The organism is Brevundimonas sp. DS20 (assembly GCF_001310255.1).
Taxonomy (GTDB): Bacteria; Pseudomonadota; Alphaproteobacteria; order Caulobacterales; family Caulobacteraceae; genus Brevundimonas; species Brevundimonas aurantiaca.
Window position 1 is genome coordinate 2290736 of record NZ_CP012897.1, and the last position, 14901, is coordinate 2305636.

Annotated in this window: 19 protein-coding genes; 15 read left to right on the top strand and 4 right to left on the bottom strand. The window is 66.5% G+C overall.

Features of this window, described 5'->3' with window-relative positions; translation table 11 throughout:
• Positions 1–32: 32 nt before the first annotated feature.
• Positions 33–641: a hypothetical protein gene (locus tag JL11_RS11230; protein WP_152950246.1), complete on the bottom strand. Its 609-nt coding sequence runs from the start codon at positions 639–641 to the stop codon at positions 33–35.
• A gap of 292 nt (positions 642–933) precedes the next feature.
• Between JL11_RS11230 and JL11_RS11235 the strand changes: the two genes are divergently transcribed.
• The 12 genes from JL11_RS11235 (at position 934) to JL11_RS11290 (ending at position 5538) form a co-directional block, all read left to right on the top strand.
• The gene (locus JL11_RS11235; RefSeq protein WP_054765734.1) at positions 934–1272 is read left to right on the top strand and encodes a RebB family R body protein; all 339 of its coding nucleotides are present in this window, start codon (positions 934–936) and stop codon (positions 1270–1272) included.
• A gap of 35 nt (positions 1273–1307) precedes the next feature.
• Complete coding sequence (locus tag JL11_RS11240) at positions 1308–1631, top strand: RebB family R body protein (RefSeq protein WP_054765735.1); 324 nt, start codon at positions 1308–1310, stop codon at positions 1629–1631.
• Positions 1632–1733: 102 nt separating this feature from the next.
• A complete protein-coding gene (locus JL11_RS11245; RefSeq protein ID WP_054765736.1) occupies positions 1734–2099 on the top strand; it encodes a RebB family R body protein in 366 nt (121 codons plus the stop codon).
• Complete coding sequence (locus tag JL11_RS11250; protein WP_054765737.1) at positions 2096–2422, top strand: hypothetical protein; 327 nt, start codon at positions 2096–2098, stop codon at positions 2420–2422. Before JL11_RS11245 ends, JL11_RS11250 begins: the two co-directional genes overlap by 4 nt.
• A gap of 24 nt (positions 2423–2446) precedes the next feature.
• Positions 2447–2674, top strand: coding sequence for a RebB family R body protein (locus tag JL11_RS11255; protein WP_054765738.1), 228 nt, complete (start codon positions 2447–2449; stop codon positions 2672–2674).
• 3 nt (positions 2675–2677) lie between these two features.
• A complete protein-coding gene (locus JL11_RS11260) occupies positions 2678–3013 on the top strand; it encodes a RebB family R body protein (protein WP_054765739.1) in 336 nt (111 codons plus the stop codon).
• 19 nt (positions 3014–3032) lie between these two features.
• Positions 3033–3266 (top strand): RebB family R body protein, encoded by a 234-nt coding sequence (locus tag JL11_RS11265; RefSeq protein ID WP_054765740.1) that lies wholly within the window; start codon positions 3033–3035, stop codon positions 3264–3266.
• A 34-nt stretch (positions 3267–3300) separates the two neighbouring features.
• Positions 3301–3684, top strand: coding sequence for a hypothetical protein (locus JL11_RS11270; RefSeq protein ID WP_054765741.1), 384 nt, complete (start codon positions 3301–3303; stop codon positions 3682–3684).
• A gap of 21 nt (positions 3685–3705) precedes the next feature.
• Positions 3706–4056, top strand: a complete 351-nt coding sequence (locus JL11_RS11275) for a hypothetical protein (RefSeq protein ID WP_054765742.1) — start codon at positions 3706–3708, stop codon at positions 4054–4056.
• A gap of 8 nt (positions 4057–4064) precedes the next feature.
• Positions 4065–4319: a hypothetical protein gene (locus JL11_RS11280; protein ID WP_054765743.1), complete on the top strand. Its 255-nt coding sequence runs from the start codon at positions 4065–4067 to the stop codon at positions 4317–4319.
• Positions 4316–4633: a hypothetical protein gene (locus JL11_RS11285; RefSeq protein ID WP_054765744.1), complete on the top strand. Its 318-nt coding sequence runs from the start codon at positions 4316–4318 to the stop codon at positions 4631–4633. The genes JL11_RS11280 and JL11_RS11285 overlap by 4 nt, the downstream gene beginning before the upstream one ends.
• A gap of 182 nt (positions 4634–4815) precedes the next feature.
• The gene (locus tag JL11_RS11290; RefSeq protein WP_054765745.1) at positions 4816–5538 is read left to right on the top strand and encodes an RNA polymerase sigma factor; all 723 of its coding nucleotides are present in this window, start codon (positions 4816–4818) and stop codon (positions 5536–5538) included.
• Here the strand turns inward: JL11_RS11290 and JL11_RS11295 are convergent.
• The 3 genes from JL11_RS11295 to JL11_RS11305 form a co-directional block, all read right to left on the bottom strand.
• Complete coding sequence (locus tag JL11_RS11295; RefSeq protein ID WP_054765746.1) at positions 5535–6284, bottom strand: lysophospholipid acyltransferase family protein; 750 nt, start codon at positions 6282–6284, stop codon at positions 5535–5537. The genes JL11_RS11290 and JL11_RS11295 overlap by 4 nt on opposite strands.
• Positions 6285–6322: 38 nt before the next feature.
• Complete coding sequence (locus tag JL11_RS11300) at positions 6323–7369, bottom strand: GGDEF domain-containing protein (protein WP_054765747.1); 1047 nt, start codon at positions 7367–7369, stop codon at positions 6323–6325.
• 100 nt (positions 7370–7469) lie between these two features.
• The gene (locus tag JL11_RS11305; RefSeq protein ID WP_054765748.1) at positions 7470–8999 is read right to left on the bottom strand and encodes a DEAD/DEAH box helicase; all 1530 of its coding nucleotides are present in this window, start codon (positions 8997–8999) and stop codon (positions 7470–7472) included.
• Between the two features lie 247 nt (positions 9000–9246).
• Between JL11_RS11305 and JL11_RS11310 the strand changes: the two genes are divergently transcribed.
• Genes JL11_RS11310 through JL11_RS11320 form a run of 3 tightly spaced genes read left to right on the top strand, consistent with a single transcriptional unit; the run spans position 9247 to position 14895 of the window.
• Entirely contained in the window at positions 9247–10065 is an 819-nt protein-coding gene (locus tag JL11_RS11310) for an ImuA family protein (RefSeq protein WP_054765749.1), read from the top strand.
• Positions 9965–11536 carry a Y-family DNA polymerase gene (locus JL11_RS11315; RefSeq protein WP_227975915.1) on the top strand — a complete coding sequence of 524 codons (1572 nt, stop codon included), beginning with the start codon at positions 9965–9967 and terminating at the stop codon, positions 11534–11536. The genes JL11_RS11310 and JL11_RS11315 overlap by 101 nt, the downstream gene beginning before the upstream one ends.
• On the top strand, positions 11533–14895 hold the full coding sequence (locus JL11_RS11320) for an error-prone DNA polymerase (protein ID WP_054765750.1): 3363 nt from the start codon (positions 11533–11535) through the stop codon (positions 14893–14895). Before JL11_RS11315 ends, JL11_RS11320 begins: the two co-directional genes overlap by 4 nt.
• Positions 14896–14901: the final 6 nt, after the last annotated feature.

Consider the following 14901-nt stretch of genomic DNA (forward strand, 5'->3'; position numbering starts at 1 on the left):
AGCGTCGCTCCAGATCCCAGGCTTGACGCGGTTCAGGCGACGAGGAAGGCGATGCCGATCTCGCGATGGGGCGTGTAGCGGATCTCATATCCGGTCAGCATGGCGAGCTGCTCTTCCGATTCCGGAGAGAAAAACAGGCCGAGCGAGATCTTCCTGGCGCCCCCCAGCCCCAGCCGCATCGGACCGTTCAGCTTCCAGGTGTCGTACCGCAGGCCGTCGATGAAGCCGGCCCAGTTGCGGAGCGACTCGCACTTCATCTCGACCACAATCTCGTCCGAGGACGGGTTTTCGAAAGGGTTGTTGACCAGGAAGTCGGCGCGCGCCCGGTCGGGATAGACATAGGCTTCGCGCTCGATCCAGGCGTCCTGGACATTGGCGTTGATGTGGCCGGCGATTTCGGCCTGGGCCCAGGCCTCCCAACCGCCGGCGAGCGGCCAGACCAGGCGGATTCGATTGACGTTGGCGCTGGCCCATTGGGTGACCAGATCCATGAAGTTGGCGGTGGAGATCGGCATAGGTGTCGCTTCCGCATTGGCGCTCGCCGGTCGGGCGACGCCGGAGAAGGGCGCGGTGGCTGAGGGACGGACCGAACGGCCTTCGACCATACGACCGAGCAACAACAGGTTGAGCGCTCTCGACATGATGGGATGCTCCCGGTCCCGATTGCACGGTCTGGCCCACCACTCCCGCGTCAGAGCCGCGCCCCGGAAGACTGCGACGCGAGCGGTGGCGTCCCGCACACCCGACGTGGCCGACGGCGTCCTGTGAAACTTGGGCGGGTATTTTCAATCGGCCAGCCTCAGGGCGAGAAAATCAACTGAAGGTGGTTCACGACTTGAGCGCTCAATCGTCAAGGCCGTGAGGTCGCGCTTCAGCGGGGCAAGGCGACCTTCCTCAAAACGGGCCTCGATCCAACGGGTAAGGAGAGAACTGATGGCTATTCCAACTCCGGTGAACGGTCAGATCACCGACGCTGTAACCCAGGCCAATGTGAAGGTCCTGGGCGACGCCCCGGCCATGGCCATGGGCGCGATCTACCAGTCGCTGGCCCATTCCACGGGCATTCTGTACGAAAACGCCGCTTCGTCGCAGCAGCAGCTGGCGATCGCGGCGCAGGCCGCCACCAACCAGGGCGTCATCCAGATCTACAGCGTGGACACCATGGCCGGGGCCGTGGCGACCTCGAAGATCGCCCAGTCCGACACCCCCGACAATATGCTGTCCCTGCTGACCGCCCTGCGCGCCGTCGGCCCCGGCGCCGGCGTCTCCTGACGCTTCACCCTCGCACTGAAAGAAGGATTTGAGACATGGCGCTTCCCACTCCCGTCAACGGCATGATCACCGACGCCGTCACCCAGGCCAACGTCAAGGTTCTGGGCGACGCCCCGGCCATGGCCATGGGCGCGATCTACCAGTCGCTCGCCCACTCGACCGGCATTCTCTACGAGAACTCCGCCTCCTCGCAGCAGCAGCTGGCGATCGCCGGACAGGCCGCGACCAACCAGGGCGTGATCCAGATCTACAGCGTGGACACCATGGCCGGCGCCGTGGCGGCCAGCAAGATCAGCCAGTCGGACACCCCCGACAACCTGCTGTCGCTGCTCACGGCCCTGCGCGCCACCCAGGTCTGAGATCGGCTGACGGGCGACGCGGCCGGCGAGCGTCGACTGTCGTAATCCGCCATCGTTGCGGTCGGGCCCCGGCGCCCGCCGCGCCACCCTTGGGAGGACGACGTGTCCGAGGCCAGCAACAAGAGCGGCGGCGCCGACAAGGGCTCGCCCAACCTCGGCGACTATGAGGACATCCTCAAGCTCGCCCTGGAGCTCAGCCGCAATCCGGCCACCGCGCCGATCGCCGATTCGGTGGCCAGCACCTTGCTGACGGTTATCGGCTCGGGACCCAGCTTTGCGGCGATGCAGAGTTTGGTCGCCGCCAATCAGGCCAGCGGGCTGATGTACCACAACGCCGTGGCCCATCAGCAGACGACCAACATCCTGGGCATGGTGGCGACGATGAACTGCGTCAACGCCCTGATGGACAAGCCGTCCTTCGTGCCCTGGCCAGACATCAATCCGCGTCGAGAGGAGCCGTTCGAATGACGCAGGAGGAGACGCGATCGCCGGACCTGCGGGGTTCGGCCGCCTGCCGGGATGACCTTCTGGTGCTGTGCGGCGGGGCGGGGGTCTGCAACGCCAGCCTGATCACCATCATGGCCTCGGCCGACGCCTTCGCCGCGCGCCTGGCGGCGTCCAGCCAACACGCGGCCGAACTGTCGACCCTGCAACTGCGGCAGCTGGCGACCAGCCTGGCCGAGATGCAGCCGATGCGCGCCGCCCGCGCGGCGGACATGGGCGTCCGCGCCGTTTCGCAGACCCATGCTCAGGCGCCGTCGCCCATGTATGGCGCGCCCGTCGTCACCTGAGCATCTGAAAGAGGGGGAAGGCTTATGACCGACACCGTCAATGCGCAGATCACCGATGCCGTGACCCAAACCAACGTCAAGGTTCTGGGCGAAGGTCCGGCGGAGGCTGTGGCGATCGCCGTTCAGGCGGTGGCCCACGCCACCAGCTTGTCGGTGGAGAACGCCAGCCAGGCCCAGGGCGGCATGCAGCAGATCAACAATGCGGCGGTCGGCGCCCTGATCGCCAAGATTCTCGAAATCCCGGTGGCCTGAGGCATGGCCTATTCACTCGCCGTCAACAGCCGAATCACCGATGCGGTGACGCAACAGAACATGATGGTTCTGGGCTCCGCTTCGACGGTGGCCATGGGCTCGATCTACCAGAGCGCCGCCCATTCGACGGCCATCGTCTTCCAAAATGCGGTTCAAGCCCAGCGCCAGGCCTCCATCTGCGCCCAGGCGGCGACCAACCAGGGGGTGATGCAGGTCTATGAGATGGGCGGCCTCGTCTCGGCGGCGGCCACCGCTCGCGTTGCGGCGCGCCCGCCGGCTTCGAACACTTTGGAGACCGCCGTGATGCTGCTCGTCGCTCTGAAAATGCTGAAACTCTAGATTTGTCAGGATCTGAACCATGGCCGCCGATACGCCCGTCAATTCTCAGGTCACCGACGCCGTCACCCAGACCAACGTCAAGGTGCTGGGCGAGGCGCCCGCCCAGTCCATGGCCCTGGTCTATCAGAGCATGGCTCACTCCATTTCCCTGGCCATGCAGAACGCTCAGCAGGCGCAGGGCGGGCTGCAGCAGATCGGCAACGCCGTCACCTCAAGCGCCGTCACCATGATCATGAACGCCGCGCACAAATAGCGCCGGGCCCTCCTGAAACGAAAGCAGCCGCGCCGTGAGCGAACCCGCCGTCAACAGCCAGATCAAGGACGCCGTCCAGACCTCGACCAACTGGGCCATGGGCTTTGCGCCCCTGGACGCCGGCACGCCGTCCAGCGCCAGCCGCGTCTCTGCCGGCGGGGCCATAGCCTATGACAAGGCGACCCAAGCCGCAGCCTTGGCGGTTCAGGACGCGGCCGATTACCAGCGCAATGTGATGTCGATCAGCACCACCGTCCAAGGCAAGGCGATGGCGATGATGCTGGCCTCCGGCGGCCTGAACGAACCGGCCCTGGTCGCCTACGCCATGGCCCTGGTCAGCGCGTTCGCCGCCCCCATCGCAGCCGGTCTGGCGGCGGAGTCCGTCACCAAGGCCGTCGAGAGCTTCCCCAAGAACTGAAGCCAAACAAAGGAGACTATCGTGAGCCGACTGACCCTGTCCGCAAAGAGCGACGCCCAGGCCGTGATTCAGGAAGCGGAAGCCCTGGAATGGGAGACGCAGCGCGCAATGGAAGACTGGAGCGAGGAGGCCGGAGACGGCTTGTCGCGACCCTCCTTCGCCGCCAGCCAGGAACGCTACCTGGACCTGCGCCGCGCGTCGGAAACGGTTGTGGCCATCCTCTATCAGATGCAGGAGCCGCTTCTCGACGACCCCTACGCCTCATGGGCCGCCAAGCTGATGGTCAAGGCCAAGGGCCTGCTGACCGATATTGAGGAAGGCGAACTGGTCGCCAAGACCACCTTCGTCCCGGCGTCCGGCGACAAGGACTGAGGCGCCCCATGACGAACGATGACGCCGGCGTCGAGCCGGACGCCCCCCCGGCGCCGGCGCGCGATCCCATTGTTCTGGCGGCGCAACAGATGGTGATCGAAATGTTCAACCTGGCCGGCACTCAGCTGCCGGATCTTCTGAAGCTGCAAGATCCGGCGGCCGGTCAGGTGGCCAAGTTCAGCGACGAGATGATCAACCAGCTGAAGGGACAGGTCGAGCGCGCCCTGGGCCTGCCCGCCGCCGATAAGGACAAGACCTCGTGACGGAAGGGGCGGGCCAGCATCTGTATGACGCCATCTCGGCGCAGAAGCACCAAGCCGTCGACAGTTTCGCCGATCAACGCGAACAGTTGAGGAAGGCCGTGGCGGACCAGCGCTTGGCGGCCATGCCGGAGGAGATGCGCCGCGCGGCGCTTGGGCCGTCCGCCCAGGTCAGTCGCGAGATCGTCGATGCCCTGCGGGCGATCATTGCGCAGGAGGTGACGCGACAGCTGGATCTCGCCATCTGCGCGATGCTGGCGCGCGCGGCCGAGACAGAAGAGGGGGCGGCTCTATCGGCCGAGGCGACGCACAGCTGATCTGATTTCCCTCGAATTCGGATCGCACGCTTCACAAAACTCCGGGAAACCCGTTTAAGTTGTATCGCGGGGGTGATGGGGCGGCGACGTCGCATAGACGGCGGGCGGCGCGCTTCTCCGCCAAGGTCGGATCGGTGCGTCGGCGGCCGACTTCAGCCCGATGGGACAGAGGGGTCGGGAAGATGAATGTTGTCCGCCTGTTTCCAGAAAAGGAAACCCAGGAGATCGAACAGATCGCCAAGTCGCCGGCCCGAACCGAACGAGGCTTGCGTCGGGGATTACAGCCGGCCCAGCCTTCGCCGGTCGATGTTCTGGCCAGGGCGGCCGGAGGGCGGCGCGCCGCTTCGCCGCTGACGCCGACGGAGGTCATCGCTCGATCCCTGGAGCGGCCGGCCTCCATGGATCGGTTCTGGGCCATCTGGATGGCGCATCAGACAGCCCTGCGGCAGAGAAGTCTTCGTCTGTCCGGCGGAAATCGCGCCGACGCCGAGGATGCGCTGAGCGCCGCCATGGTGCGGGCCGCCCAGGCTTTTCAGCGGCAACCGGTGGAGAATCCCCGAGCTTGGCTGGTGCGTATACTGCACAACACCTGCATGGACCTGCATCGCCAGAACGCCAACCGAATCCCTATACAGACAGGGGACGCCGATCTGCCGCCGCCGACTGCGGCGGCCTGGGTCAGGGCGGCGCCGTCGCCGGAAGAGGCCCTGTCGCAACAAGAGCGAGACGCCGCCTGGGGCAAGGCCATGAACGCCCTGCCGGCCGCACTGGTCGAACCCTTGCGGCTTCACCTGGACGATTGGGGGGATGATCGGATCGCCGCCCATCTGAACATCAGTCGCGAACTGGTTCGAAAACGACGACAACTTGCCAAGAACCGTCTGCGCCTGTTGCTGGACCTCTAGGCGGGCGTATCGACCAGCACCGCCGGCGACAGGGGGGCGCCTGTGGCCTCTGCCACCAGCTCGGCCGTGCGCGCTTCGATCACGGCTTCCAGGCGCGCCAGGAACTCGTCCTTGTCCAGGCCGACTGGAATGGGGTCCAGAAACTCGAGCGTGGCCGTGCCTGGATGCTTCTCGTACTTCTCTTCGGGCCAGAAGAGGCCGAGGTTGGTGGCCAGCGGCACGACCGGCATGTCGAAGTCGCGATACATATGCCAGACACCTGAGCGATAGCGGTATTTCTGTCCGACCGGGGCGAGGTGACCTTCAGGATAGATCAGGATCTTGCGGTTTTCAGCCCTGGCCTGGGCGGCGCGGGTTGCGAGCGCCTGACGCGCTTCGTGGCCGCCGCAACTGTTGACCACGATCGCCCCAAGCTTTTTCAGAACGCCGCCGAGCAGGGGAAATTTTTCCAGGTGGTCGCCGGTGACGAAAGCCAGATCGTCGAACTGATCATAGGTCGCGAAGCCGTCGCCCCAGCTCTGGTGCTTGGAGGCGATGATGAAGGCGCCTTCTGGCAGCCGTTCCTTGCCCCGCACGTCCAGGCGGATGCCGGCGAAGAGGGCCATGGCCTGCACCATGCGTCGGACGTAGCGGCGGATGACCCAGCCAGTCGGGCCCCGCCCGGGGGCAAGCGCCGCGAAGGCGGCGGCCAAGCCATAGGCGATCGAGAGAATCCAGTAGGCGACGTTGAATGAAAAGCTGCGCATGGATCGATTATTGCGCAGCTGGCCGCGATGTCATGCCCTCAAGCCGCGTTTTCGAGGGCGGGCGCCCGCGTGACGCGATTGCGACCCCCGCGCTTGGAGGCGTAAAGCGCCGCGTCCGCGCGCTCCAGAAGGGCGGCGGGGCTTTCTCCCGGCCGATAGTCGGCAAAGCCGGCCGAAAGCGTCACCTTGCCCAGATCGTCGTTGGTCGAGCGACGCCGCAAGGCTCGGGACGCAACCTCTTCGCGGATGGTCTCCAGCGCCGCCAGAACCGTCCCCGCACCCTCGCCGGGGAAAAGGATGGCGAACTCTTCACCGCCGAAGCGGGCGACGAAGCGATTTCCGCCGCTGAAGCGAGACAGGACGGTCGAGACATAGCGCAAAACCTGGTCGCCCGTCTGATGGCCCCAAGTGTCGTTGAACCGTTTGAAGTGGTCGATGTCGATGATCGCCAGGATCAGCGGCGCATCGCCAGACGCACAGGACTGTTCCAACCGCTCGTCGAAGGCCTTGCGGTTGGCCAGGCTGGTCAGGGCGTCGGTCATCGCTTCGCGCCGGACCTCTTCCAGATGCTCGCGTAGTCGCGCGATTTCCTTGTTGGAGGTCTCCAGCCGCTTTTCCAGGACGGCGGTTTCGCGCCGCGCGCGTTTGGTCGCCGTCGACAGGCCGCCGACCAGCGCTTTCAGCGGCGAGGCGGCGCCGGCGGCTTCAATAGTGTTGGACGCATCCGCCAGGGTGTCGCCATAGTCCGCCTGGGTCTTATGGGCCTTGGCGATGGCGTTGGCGACGCTGGCCAGTTCCCGGTCCAGCACGGCGCCGGCGTCGCGAATCTGCTCCGACAAGCGGCCGCGCGGCAGGAATTCTGCGGCGAGCCGCTCGGACACCTCGTCCGATATGATTGCCGACGCGGCCAGGAGCCGGTCGATCTCGCAGGCGAGCGGGCTCTCGCGGTCGTCAAGGTAATGAAGCCAGAGCTCGAAGTTCAGTCGGGTAGGCCAGACGCCGGCCTTTTCCATCTCGTCGATGACATGGTGCGCGAAGGCGTAAGCCTGAGGCCCTCTGACCGTCGTCTCCAGCTCGGCCGTCATTCTACGCTCCAACCCCCTTCTAGAGTTTCGCAGGACATTAGATGTCTATCCGTAACACCGGGTAAACAGCAGACGGGGAGAGGGCGTAAATCAGCGGGGATCAGCCGTGAATGATCACCGGTCGGCGTAGGAAGGCGGGTATGTCGTCGCCGAAACCCTTGACCCCGGTCCGCTCGCGCTCCTCCGGCCGGCGTTCGCCGCGGCGATCGGACTGGCGCAGTTGAGGCTCGAGTTCCGCACGGGCGGGACGATCCGAATCGACAGAAACCGGCTCGGAGAGGGTCGCCTCGACCGCTGGCGGAGGCGCGGCCTCCGGCTTGGTCTTGCGGCGGCTGCGAGAGCGGGCCGGAGCCTCGGCGGTCTGCGCTTCGGTCGGGATTTCCGCAGACGCCACGACGGCCTGTTCCGTCTTGTCCGTTGATCGCGTCCCACCGCGGCCGGTTCTTTCGCGTCCGCCCTTGTCATCGCGCTGGGCGGGCTTCTTGGTCGTGTCGAAATCGACGCCGTCCAGGACCAACTCCTCCGGCTCCTTCTTGATCAGCTTGAGCACCTTATCCAGCGACTTGTCGTCGGCCGGGGTCACGATCATGAAGGCCTGTCCCAGACGGCCGGCCCGGCCCGTGCGGCCGATGCGGTGCACATAGTCGTCGGCGTGGTGCGAGACGTCGTAGTTGAAGACGTGGCTGACGTCGGGAATGTCCAGACCGCGCGCGGCGACGTCGGACGCCACCAGAATCTTCAGCGCCCCCGAACGGAAGTCGGCCAGGGTCTTCATCCGGTGCGACTGATCCAGGTCGCCATGGATGGGGGCGGCGTCGAAGCCATGAGTCTTCAGCGACTTGGCGACGATATCGACTTCCGACTTGCGGTTGCAGAAGACGATGCCGTTCTTGACGTCCGACCGCTCGATCATGGCCCGCAGAGCGGTGCGCTTGGCCTTGGGGTCGCTGGTGGGGATGCGAACCAGATATTGGGTGATGGTGTCGGCGGTCTGGGCGGGACGCGAGACCTCGATCCGGGTCGGATCCTTGAGGAAGGCGGTCGTCAGGCGGGTGATCTCCGGCGGCATGGTGGCCGAGAAGAACAGGGTCTGGCGACGCGGCGGCGTCAGTTTGAAGATCCGTTCGATGTCGGGGATGAAGCCCATGTCGAGCATCCGGTCGGCTTCATCGACGACCATGATCTCGACGCCCGTCAGCAGCATCTTGCCGCGTTCGAACAGGTCGAGCAGGCGGCCCGGAGTGGCGATCAGGACGTCGACGCCCTTGTTCAGCGCCGCCACCTGGTCGCCCATGGAGACGCCGCCGATCAGCAGCACCCAGCTCAGCTTGGTGCCCTTGGCGTATTTGGCGAAGCTCTCGGCGACCTGGTCGGCCAGTTCGCGGGTCGGGGCCAGCACGATGGCGCGCGGCATCCGGGCACGGGCGCGGCCCGAGGCCAGGCGCTCGACCAGGGGCAGGGTGAAGGCGGCGGTCTTGCCCGTCCCGGTCTGGGCGATGCCCAGGACGTCGCGGCCGGCGAGGGCGACGGGGATCGCCTGTTCCTGAATGGGGGTGGCGGTCGTATAGCCGGTGTCGGCGACCGCTTGCAGGGTCGTGGGCGAAAGGCCCAGTTGGGAAAATTCTGTCATGAATCCTTGGGACGAAAAGCGTCTGCGTGCATAGCAGCGACGGAACCGCCCCTCTTTGGGCGAGCGGGCGGCGCGGATCGCAGACCTGTCCCGAGGCTGGGGGCGATATAGAAGCCCCTCCGACAAAGTCAAGTATTCTCGCTATTTCGGCCTGCTGAAGCGGAATAAATTCCCATGGTCAAGTTGGAGGTCGCTTGACTCCTCGTGGCCTGAAAGAGGCATATAAGAGAACAAAAGGAGAACTGTTGTGCGGTCCGACCGCAAGATCGAAGCCCTGCGCCAACATCTGAAAACCCTGGAGGCAGCCGGTCATCCAGTGGACGACGCACGCTTCGATCTCGGACTGGAGGCGGCTGACCGGCATCTAGGCGGGCTGGCGACCCATGGGCTGCACGAGGTTTACGCCGCGACTACGCCTGATGCGACAGCGGCCCTGGGGTTCGCTCTGGGACTGGTCCGCCGGACGGCGGGCGATCGACCTGTGGTCTGGGGGGTCCAGGCCATGGCCGAACTGGAGACGGGGCGGATCTATGGGACGGGCCTGCGCGAACTGGGGCTGGATCCCGGCCGGCTGGTGCTGGTGCGGGTCAAGGAGACGAAGGATCTGCTGGCGGCGGGAGAGGAAGCCCTGGCCGGTGGAGCCGTGGGAGCGGTGCTGCTGACAGCCTGGGGCGAGAGCAAGGTGCTGAGCCTGACCGCCACGCGTCGCCTGTCGATGGCGGCAGGGCAGGGACGGGCGACTGCACTCCTGACCCGGTTGGCGGCCCAGCCCCAGCCCAGTGCAGCCGAAACGCGGTGGCGGATCAGGGGGGCTTTGTCGCGGGCGCTGGAAGCGGAGGCCCCTGGCCATCCGACCTATGCGGTCGAACTGTTGCGACATCGGCTGGGCGCGCAGCCGAGAAGCTGGATCATGGAGTGGGATCGTGAGCGCGGAATCTTCGAACAGGGCGGGCAGAATGCCGGACATGAACAGCCGCAACGACCGGCGCTATCTGGCGGTCTGGTTTCCCCTGCTGCCGACAGATCGGCTGAGGCGCGAGGAGAGGGGCTCAGACGCTACGGCTGAACCGGCCACCGTGTTGGTGGAAAAGGTGAAGGGCGCGCTCCGTTTGGCCGCTGCAAATGGTTCCGCCCTGGCTCTGGGTCTGTCGCCGGGCATGACTCTGGCGGACGCGCGGGCGCGGGCGCCGAATATCCGCGTGGAGCCGCACCGGCCCGAGGCGGACACGGCCCTGTTGAGACGGGTGCTGCTGGATTTCGGACGCTTCACCCCGATGGCGGCGACGGACGGGCCGGACGGCCTGGCGCTGGATGTGACCGGTTGCGCCCACCTGTTCGGGGGTGAAGAAGGACTGATCCGGGCGGTCGGGGCGCGGGCTGAGGGCGTGGGTCTGGCGACGCGCCTGGCCCTGGCCGGCACGCCCGAGGCGGCGCGCGCCCTGGCCCGCTTCGGTCCTGGCGGAATCTATCAGGGCGAGGACCAGAGCCAGGCCCTGCGTCGCTTGCCGGTCGCGGCGCTGGAAGTGTCGGACAAGGAGATCCAGGCCCTGTCGCGCGCGGGCCTGAAGACCTTGGCGCATCTGGCGGATCGCCCCACGGCGCCCATCGCCGCCCGGTTCGGGACGGCGGCGGCGACGCGGCTGAACCGGGTGTTGGGACGTGAAGACGTCCGCATCCGCCCCGAACGCCCCCTTCCTCTGATTTCCGTCGACCGGGTTCTGGTCGAGCCGATCACGGAGACAGCCGATGTCGAGGCGGTGATCGGCGACCTGCTAGTCGAGGCTATGGACCGGCTGGACCTGCGCGGTCAGGGCGGGCGTGCGTTTCAGGCCGGCTTTTTCCGCCTGGACGGAGAGGTGCGCCACATCACCGTGCGGACGGGCCGCCCCAGTCGCGACGCGGCGGCTGTGCTGCGCCTGTTTCGCGAACGGCTGGCCAATCTGGCGCGACCACTGGAGCCCGGTTTCGGCTTCGACCAGATGCGTCTGTCCGTAACGGTCGCCGATCGCCTGGCCTCGCGCCAGAGGGGATTTGAGGCCGCCCCGTCGACCGCCGAAGATCTGGGGCGACTGATCGACCGGCTGACCGCGCGCCTGGGACCGGAGGCGGTCAGCCGGTTCGAGCCGATAGAGTCGCACTGGCCCGAACGCGCCGTCCGCCTGAGCCCGGCCGCCCATCCCCCAGCCGACCATCCCTTGGGCGAGATCGCCGCCTGGTCCGAACCGGACCCTGCCGACCCGCCGCTGCGGCCGTTGCAGATATTTGATCCGCCCCAGCCGGTTCTGGCCACGGCGGAAGTGCCCGATCATCCGCCGAACCGCTTCATCTGGCGGCGGGTGGACCACCGGCTGGTCCGGGTCGAAGGCCCCGAACGCCTCGCGCCCGAATGGTGGCGCAGGGTGCAGGCCCCCCTGGAGCCGACGCGCGACTATTACCGGGTCGAGGACCAGGAGGGGCGGCGTTTCTGGCTGTTCCGTTCCGGCTTCTACGGCGAGGAGCCGGCCCCGCGCTGGTTCCTGCACGGGGTCTTCGCATGACCGCCTATGCCGAACTGGCGACGCGCAGCAACTTCTCCTTTCTGGAGGGGGCGTCTCATCCGAAGGAACTGGTGCTGGCTTCGATCCTGCTGGGCCATACGGGAATGGGTCTGGCCGATCGCAACAGTCTGGCGGGCGTGGTCCGGGCCTGGAGCGCGCTGAAGGCCTTGAGGGAGGAAGGGCTGTCGCCGCCGGAAAAGGTGCGCGAGGGCGGCGGTCCAGGCGAGGTCGGCTGGGTCGAGGATCCGATGAACGACCCGGCCCTGAGCGACCGGGTCAAGCAGCGCGCCCAGGCCTTCAAACTGGTTCTCGGCGCCCGGCTTCGGTTCAATGACGGCGCGCCGGACATTCTGGCCTATCCGGAGGATCGCCAGGGCTGGGCGCGCCTGTGTCGCCTGCTGACGCTGGGCAACAGTCGAGCCAGGAAAGGTCAATGCGAGATCGGCCTGCACGACCTGTGCGCGGCGCCCGAGGGATTGCTGCTGATCGTCATGCCGCCGCCTCGTCTGGAAGGCTTGGAGGCCGTGCTGGCGCGGGTGGTCGCTGCGGCGCCGGGCGCGGTCTGGCTGGGGGCGGCCATGACCCGTTCGGGCGACGACCGGCGACGATTGGCGCGGCTTAAGGCGATGGCGAAGCGGACAGGCGCGACCCTGCTGGCGGTCAATGACGTCCTGTATCATGAGGCCGGACAGCGCGACCTCCAGGATGTTCTGACCTGTGTCCGCGAAGGCGTGACTCTGGAGACGGCAGGGCGACGCCTGGAAGAGAACGCCGAGCGCCGCCTGAAGCCGCCGCGGGAAATGGCCCGCCTGTTCGCCGATGCGCCAGAGGCGGTGGCGGAGACGCAGAATATGCTGGCGCGGGTGAGGTTCGACCTTGAGGATCTTCGCTACAACTATCCCGAGGAGCCGATCCCGCCGGGGTGGTCGTCCCAGGACTGGCTGGCGCACCTGGTCGACCGAAACCTGGACCAGAAATATCCGCAGGGCGCGCCTCAGAAGGTGCGCGATGATCTCGACAAGGAGCTCGCCTACATCCGCGAGCGCGATCTGGCACCCTATTTCCTGACCATCCACGACATTGTCCAGGTCGCGAACGACAAGGGCATTCTGTGTCAAGGACGGGGATCGGCGGCGAACTCGGCCGTCTGCTATGTGCTGGGGATCACCTCGGTCGATCCCAGTCAGCATGATCTTCTGTTTGAACGTTTCCTGTCGGCCGATCGCAATGAGCCGCCGGACATCGACGTCGATTTCGAACATGAGCGACGCGAGGAGATCATTCAGCACATCTACGACCGGTATGGGCGGCACCGGGCGGGCATAGCGGCGACGGTCATCCGTTACCGACCCCGCAGCGCCATTCGCGAGGTCGGCAAGGTCCTGGGTCTGACCGAGGATGTGACGGCGCGACTGGCCGGCAGTCAGTGGGGCAGTTTCGGCAGCGACATGACCGAATGCCACGTCGCCCAGGCCGGACTGGAAGTCGCCAATCCGCAGATCGCGCGCGCCGTCGCCATGACGCGGCGGCTGCTGGGCTTCCCGCGTCACCTGTCACAGCACGTCGGAGGCTTCGTCCTGACCCAGGACCGGCTGGACGAGGTCGTGCCCATCGGCAATGCGGCCATGCCGGACCGGACCTTCATCGAATGGGACAAGGACGACATCGACGCCCTGGGGTTGATGAAGGTCGATATTCTGGCGCTGGGGATGCTGACCTGTATCGCCAAGGCGTTCGAGTTGATGCGGTCGCTGGGGGTGGTGGACCTGCGGCTGGATACGGTTCCCGACGAGGATCCGGCCGTCTACCGCATGCTTCAGGAAGGACGGTCCATCGGGGTCTTTCAGGTGGAGAGCCGGGCGCAGATCAACATGTTGCCGAGGCTGAAACCCGCGACCTTCTACGATCTGGCCATTCAGGTGGCGATCGTCCGGCCGGGACCGATCCAAGGCGACATGGTGCATCCCTATCTGCGTCGACGCCAAGGTCTGGAGGCGCCGGACTACGCCCGACCCGGCCTGCCGCACGATCCGGACGAGCTGAAGAAGGTGCTCAAAAAGACCCTGGGCGTGCCCCTGTTTCAGGAGCAGGCGATGAAGGTCGCCATGGTGGCGGCCGAGTTCACCTCGGCCGAGGCCAATGGTCTGCGCAAGGCGATGGGCACCTTTCGAGGCGACGGGACGCTCTGGAAGTACGAAGAGCGAATGGTCGGTCGGATGATCGCCCGCGGCTACGACCCCGCTTTCGCGCAAAGATGTTTCGAACAGATCAAGGGCTTTGGTTCGTACGGCTTTCCCGAGAGCCACGCGGTGTCGTTCGCCAGGCTGGTCTACATCTCGTCCTGGATCAAATGTCATCACCCGGCGGTGTTCGCCTGTGCGTTGCTGAACAGCCAGCCGATGGGCTTCTACGCCCCGGCCCAACTGGTGCGGGATGCGCAGGAGAGCCCGCAGAAGGTCGAGGTGCGTGCGATCGACGTGAACCACAGCCTCTGGGACAATAGGCTGGAGCCGACGGCGCGGGGGCCGCACTATCCGGCCTTACGCTTGGGGATGCGGCAGATCGACGGGTTCAAGGAAGTCTGGGCGGATCGGATCGTCGCGGCGCGGGATGCGCCCTTCGCGGATGTCGAGGAAATGGCGCGGCGGACGGGTCTGGAGGCGGCCGCGATGCGGAAGCTGGCGGATGCGGACGCGTTTCGATCGATGGGGCTGGATCGACGCGAGGGGTTGTGGGCGGTCAGACGCTTGCCGGACGACGAGCCCCTGCCGCTGTTCCAGGCGGCGCGGGCGCGGGAGCTGGGCGTCGAGGCGGCGGCGAACCTGCCGCTGATGCCGCTGAAGGAGCATATCGCCACCGACTATCAGACGACGCGCCTGTCGCTGAAGGGGCACCCGATGCAGATCCTGCGGCCGATGTTCGACGCCGAGCGGGTGCTGAGCGCCGAGGCGGTCTACGCCAAGAGGCACGGGGCGCTGGTGAAGACGGCGGGGGTGGTGCTGGTGCGCCAGAGGCCCGGCACGGGCAACGCCATCTTCGTGACCCTGGAGGACGAGACCGGGGTGGTGAACATCCTGCTGTGGGCGCGGCTGTTCGAAACCTTCCGGCGCGAGGTCATGGCCGCGCGGCTGATGGAGGTGGAGGGCACGGTCGAGAAGAGCGTCGAGGGCGTGCTGCACCTCATGGCGCGGCGGGTGATCGATCGTTCGGCCGAGCTGGGGCGGCTGTCCGAGGACTATGACCTTGAGGTCGAGCTGTCGCGGGCGGATGCGGTGAAATATCCGCAAGGCCCGCGCAGCCCGACCGGCCGGCATCCGCGCGACGTCCGAATCTTGCCGGGGTCGCGCGACTTTCACTGACGGACG

Coding starts and splice junctions, on each gene's coding strand:
- JL11_RS11300 (WP_054765747.1), bottom strand. CDS start 7,369: ATGACGGCCGAGCTGGAGACGACGGTCAGAGGGCCTCAGGCTTACGCC.
- JL11_RS11230 (WP_152950246.1), bottom strand. CDS start 641: ATGTCGAGAGCGCTCAACCTGTTGTTGCTCGGTCGTATGGTCGAAGGC.
- JL11_RS11260 (WP_054765739.1), top strand. CDS start 2,678: ATGGCCTATTCACTCGCCGTCAACAGCCGAATCACCGATGCGGTGACG.
- JL11_RS11320 (WP_054765750.1), top strand. CDS start 11,533: ATGACCGCCTATGCCGAACTGGCGACGCGCAGCAACTTCTCCTTTCTG.
- JL11_RS11295 (WP_054765746.1), bottom strand. CDS start 6,284: ATGCGCAGCTTTTCATTCAACGTCGCCTACTGGATTCTCTCGATCGCC.
- JL11_RS11235 (WP_054765734.1), top strand. CDS start 934: ATGGCTATTCCAACTCCGGTGAACGGTCAGATCACCGACGCTGTAACC.
- JL11_RS11305 (WP_054765748.1), bottom strand. CDS start 8,999: ATGACAGAATTTTCCCAACTGGGCCTTTCGCCCACGACCCTGCAAGCG.
- JL11_RS11280 (WP_054765743.1), top strand. CDS start 4,065: ATGACGAACGATGACGCCGGCGTCGAGCCGGACGCCCCCCCGGCGCCG.
- JL11_RS11250 (WP_054765737.1), top strand. CDS start 2,096: ATGACGCAGGAGGAGACGCGATCGCCGGACCTGCGGGGTTCGGCCGCC.
- JL11_RS11290 (WP_054765745.1), top strand. CDS start 4,816: ATGAATGTTGTCCGCCTGTTTCCAGAAAAGGAAACCCAGGAGATCGAA.
- JL11_RS11240 (WP_054765735.1), top strand. CDS start 1,308: ATGGCGCTTCCCACTCCCGTCAACGGCATGATCACCGACGCCGTCACC.
- JL11_RS11255 (WP_054765738.1), top strand. CDS start 2,447: ATGACCGACACCGTCAATGCGCAGATCACCGATGCCGTGACCCAAACC.
- JL11_RS11315 (WP_227975915.1), top strand. CDS start 9,965: ATGAACAGCCGCAACGACCGGCGCTATCTGGCGGTCTGGTTTCCCCTG.
- JL11_RS11265 (WP_054765740.1), top strand. CDS start 3,033: ATGGCCGCCGATACGCCCGTCAATTCTCAGGTCACCGACGCCGTCACC.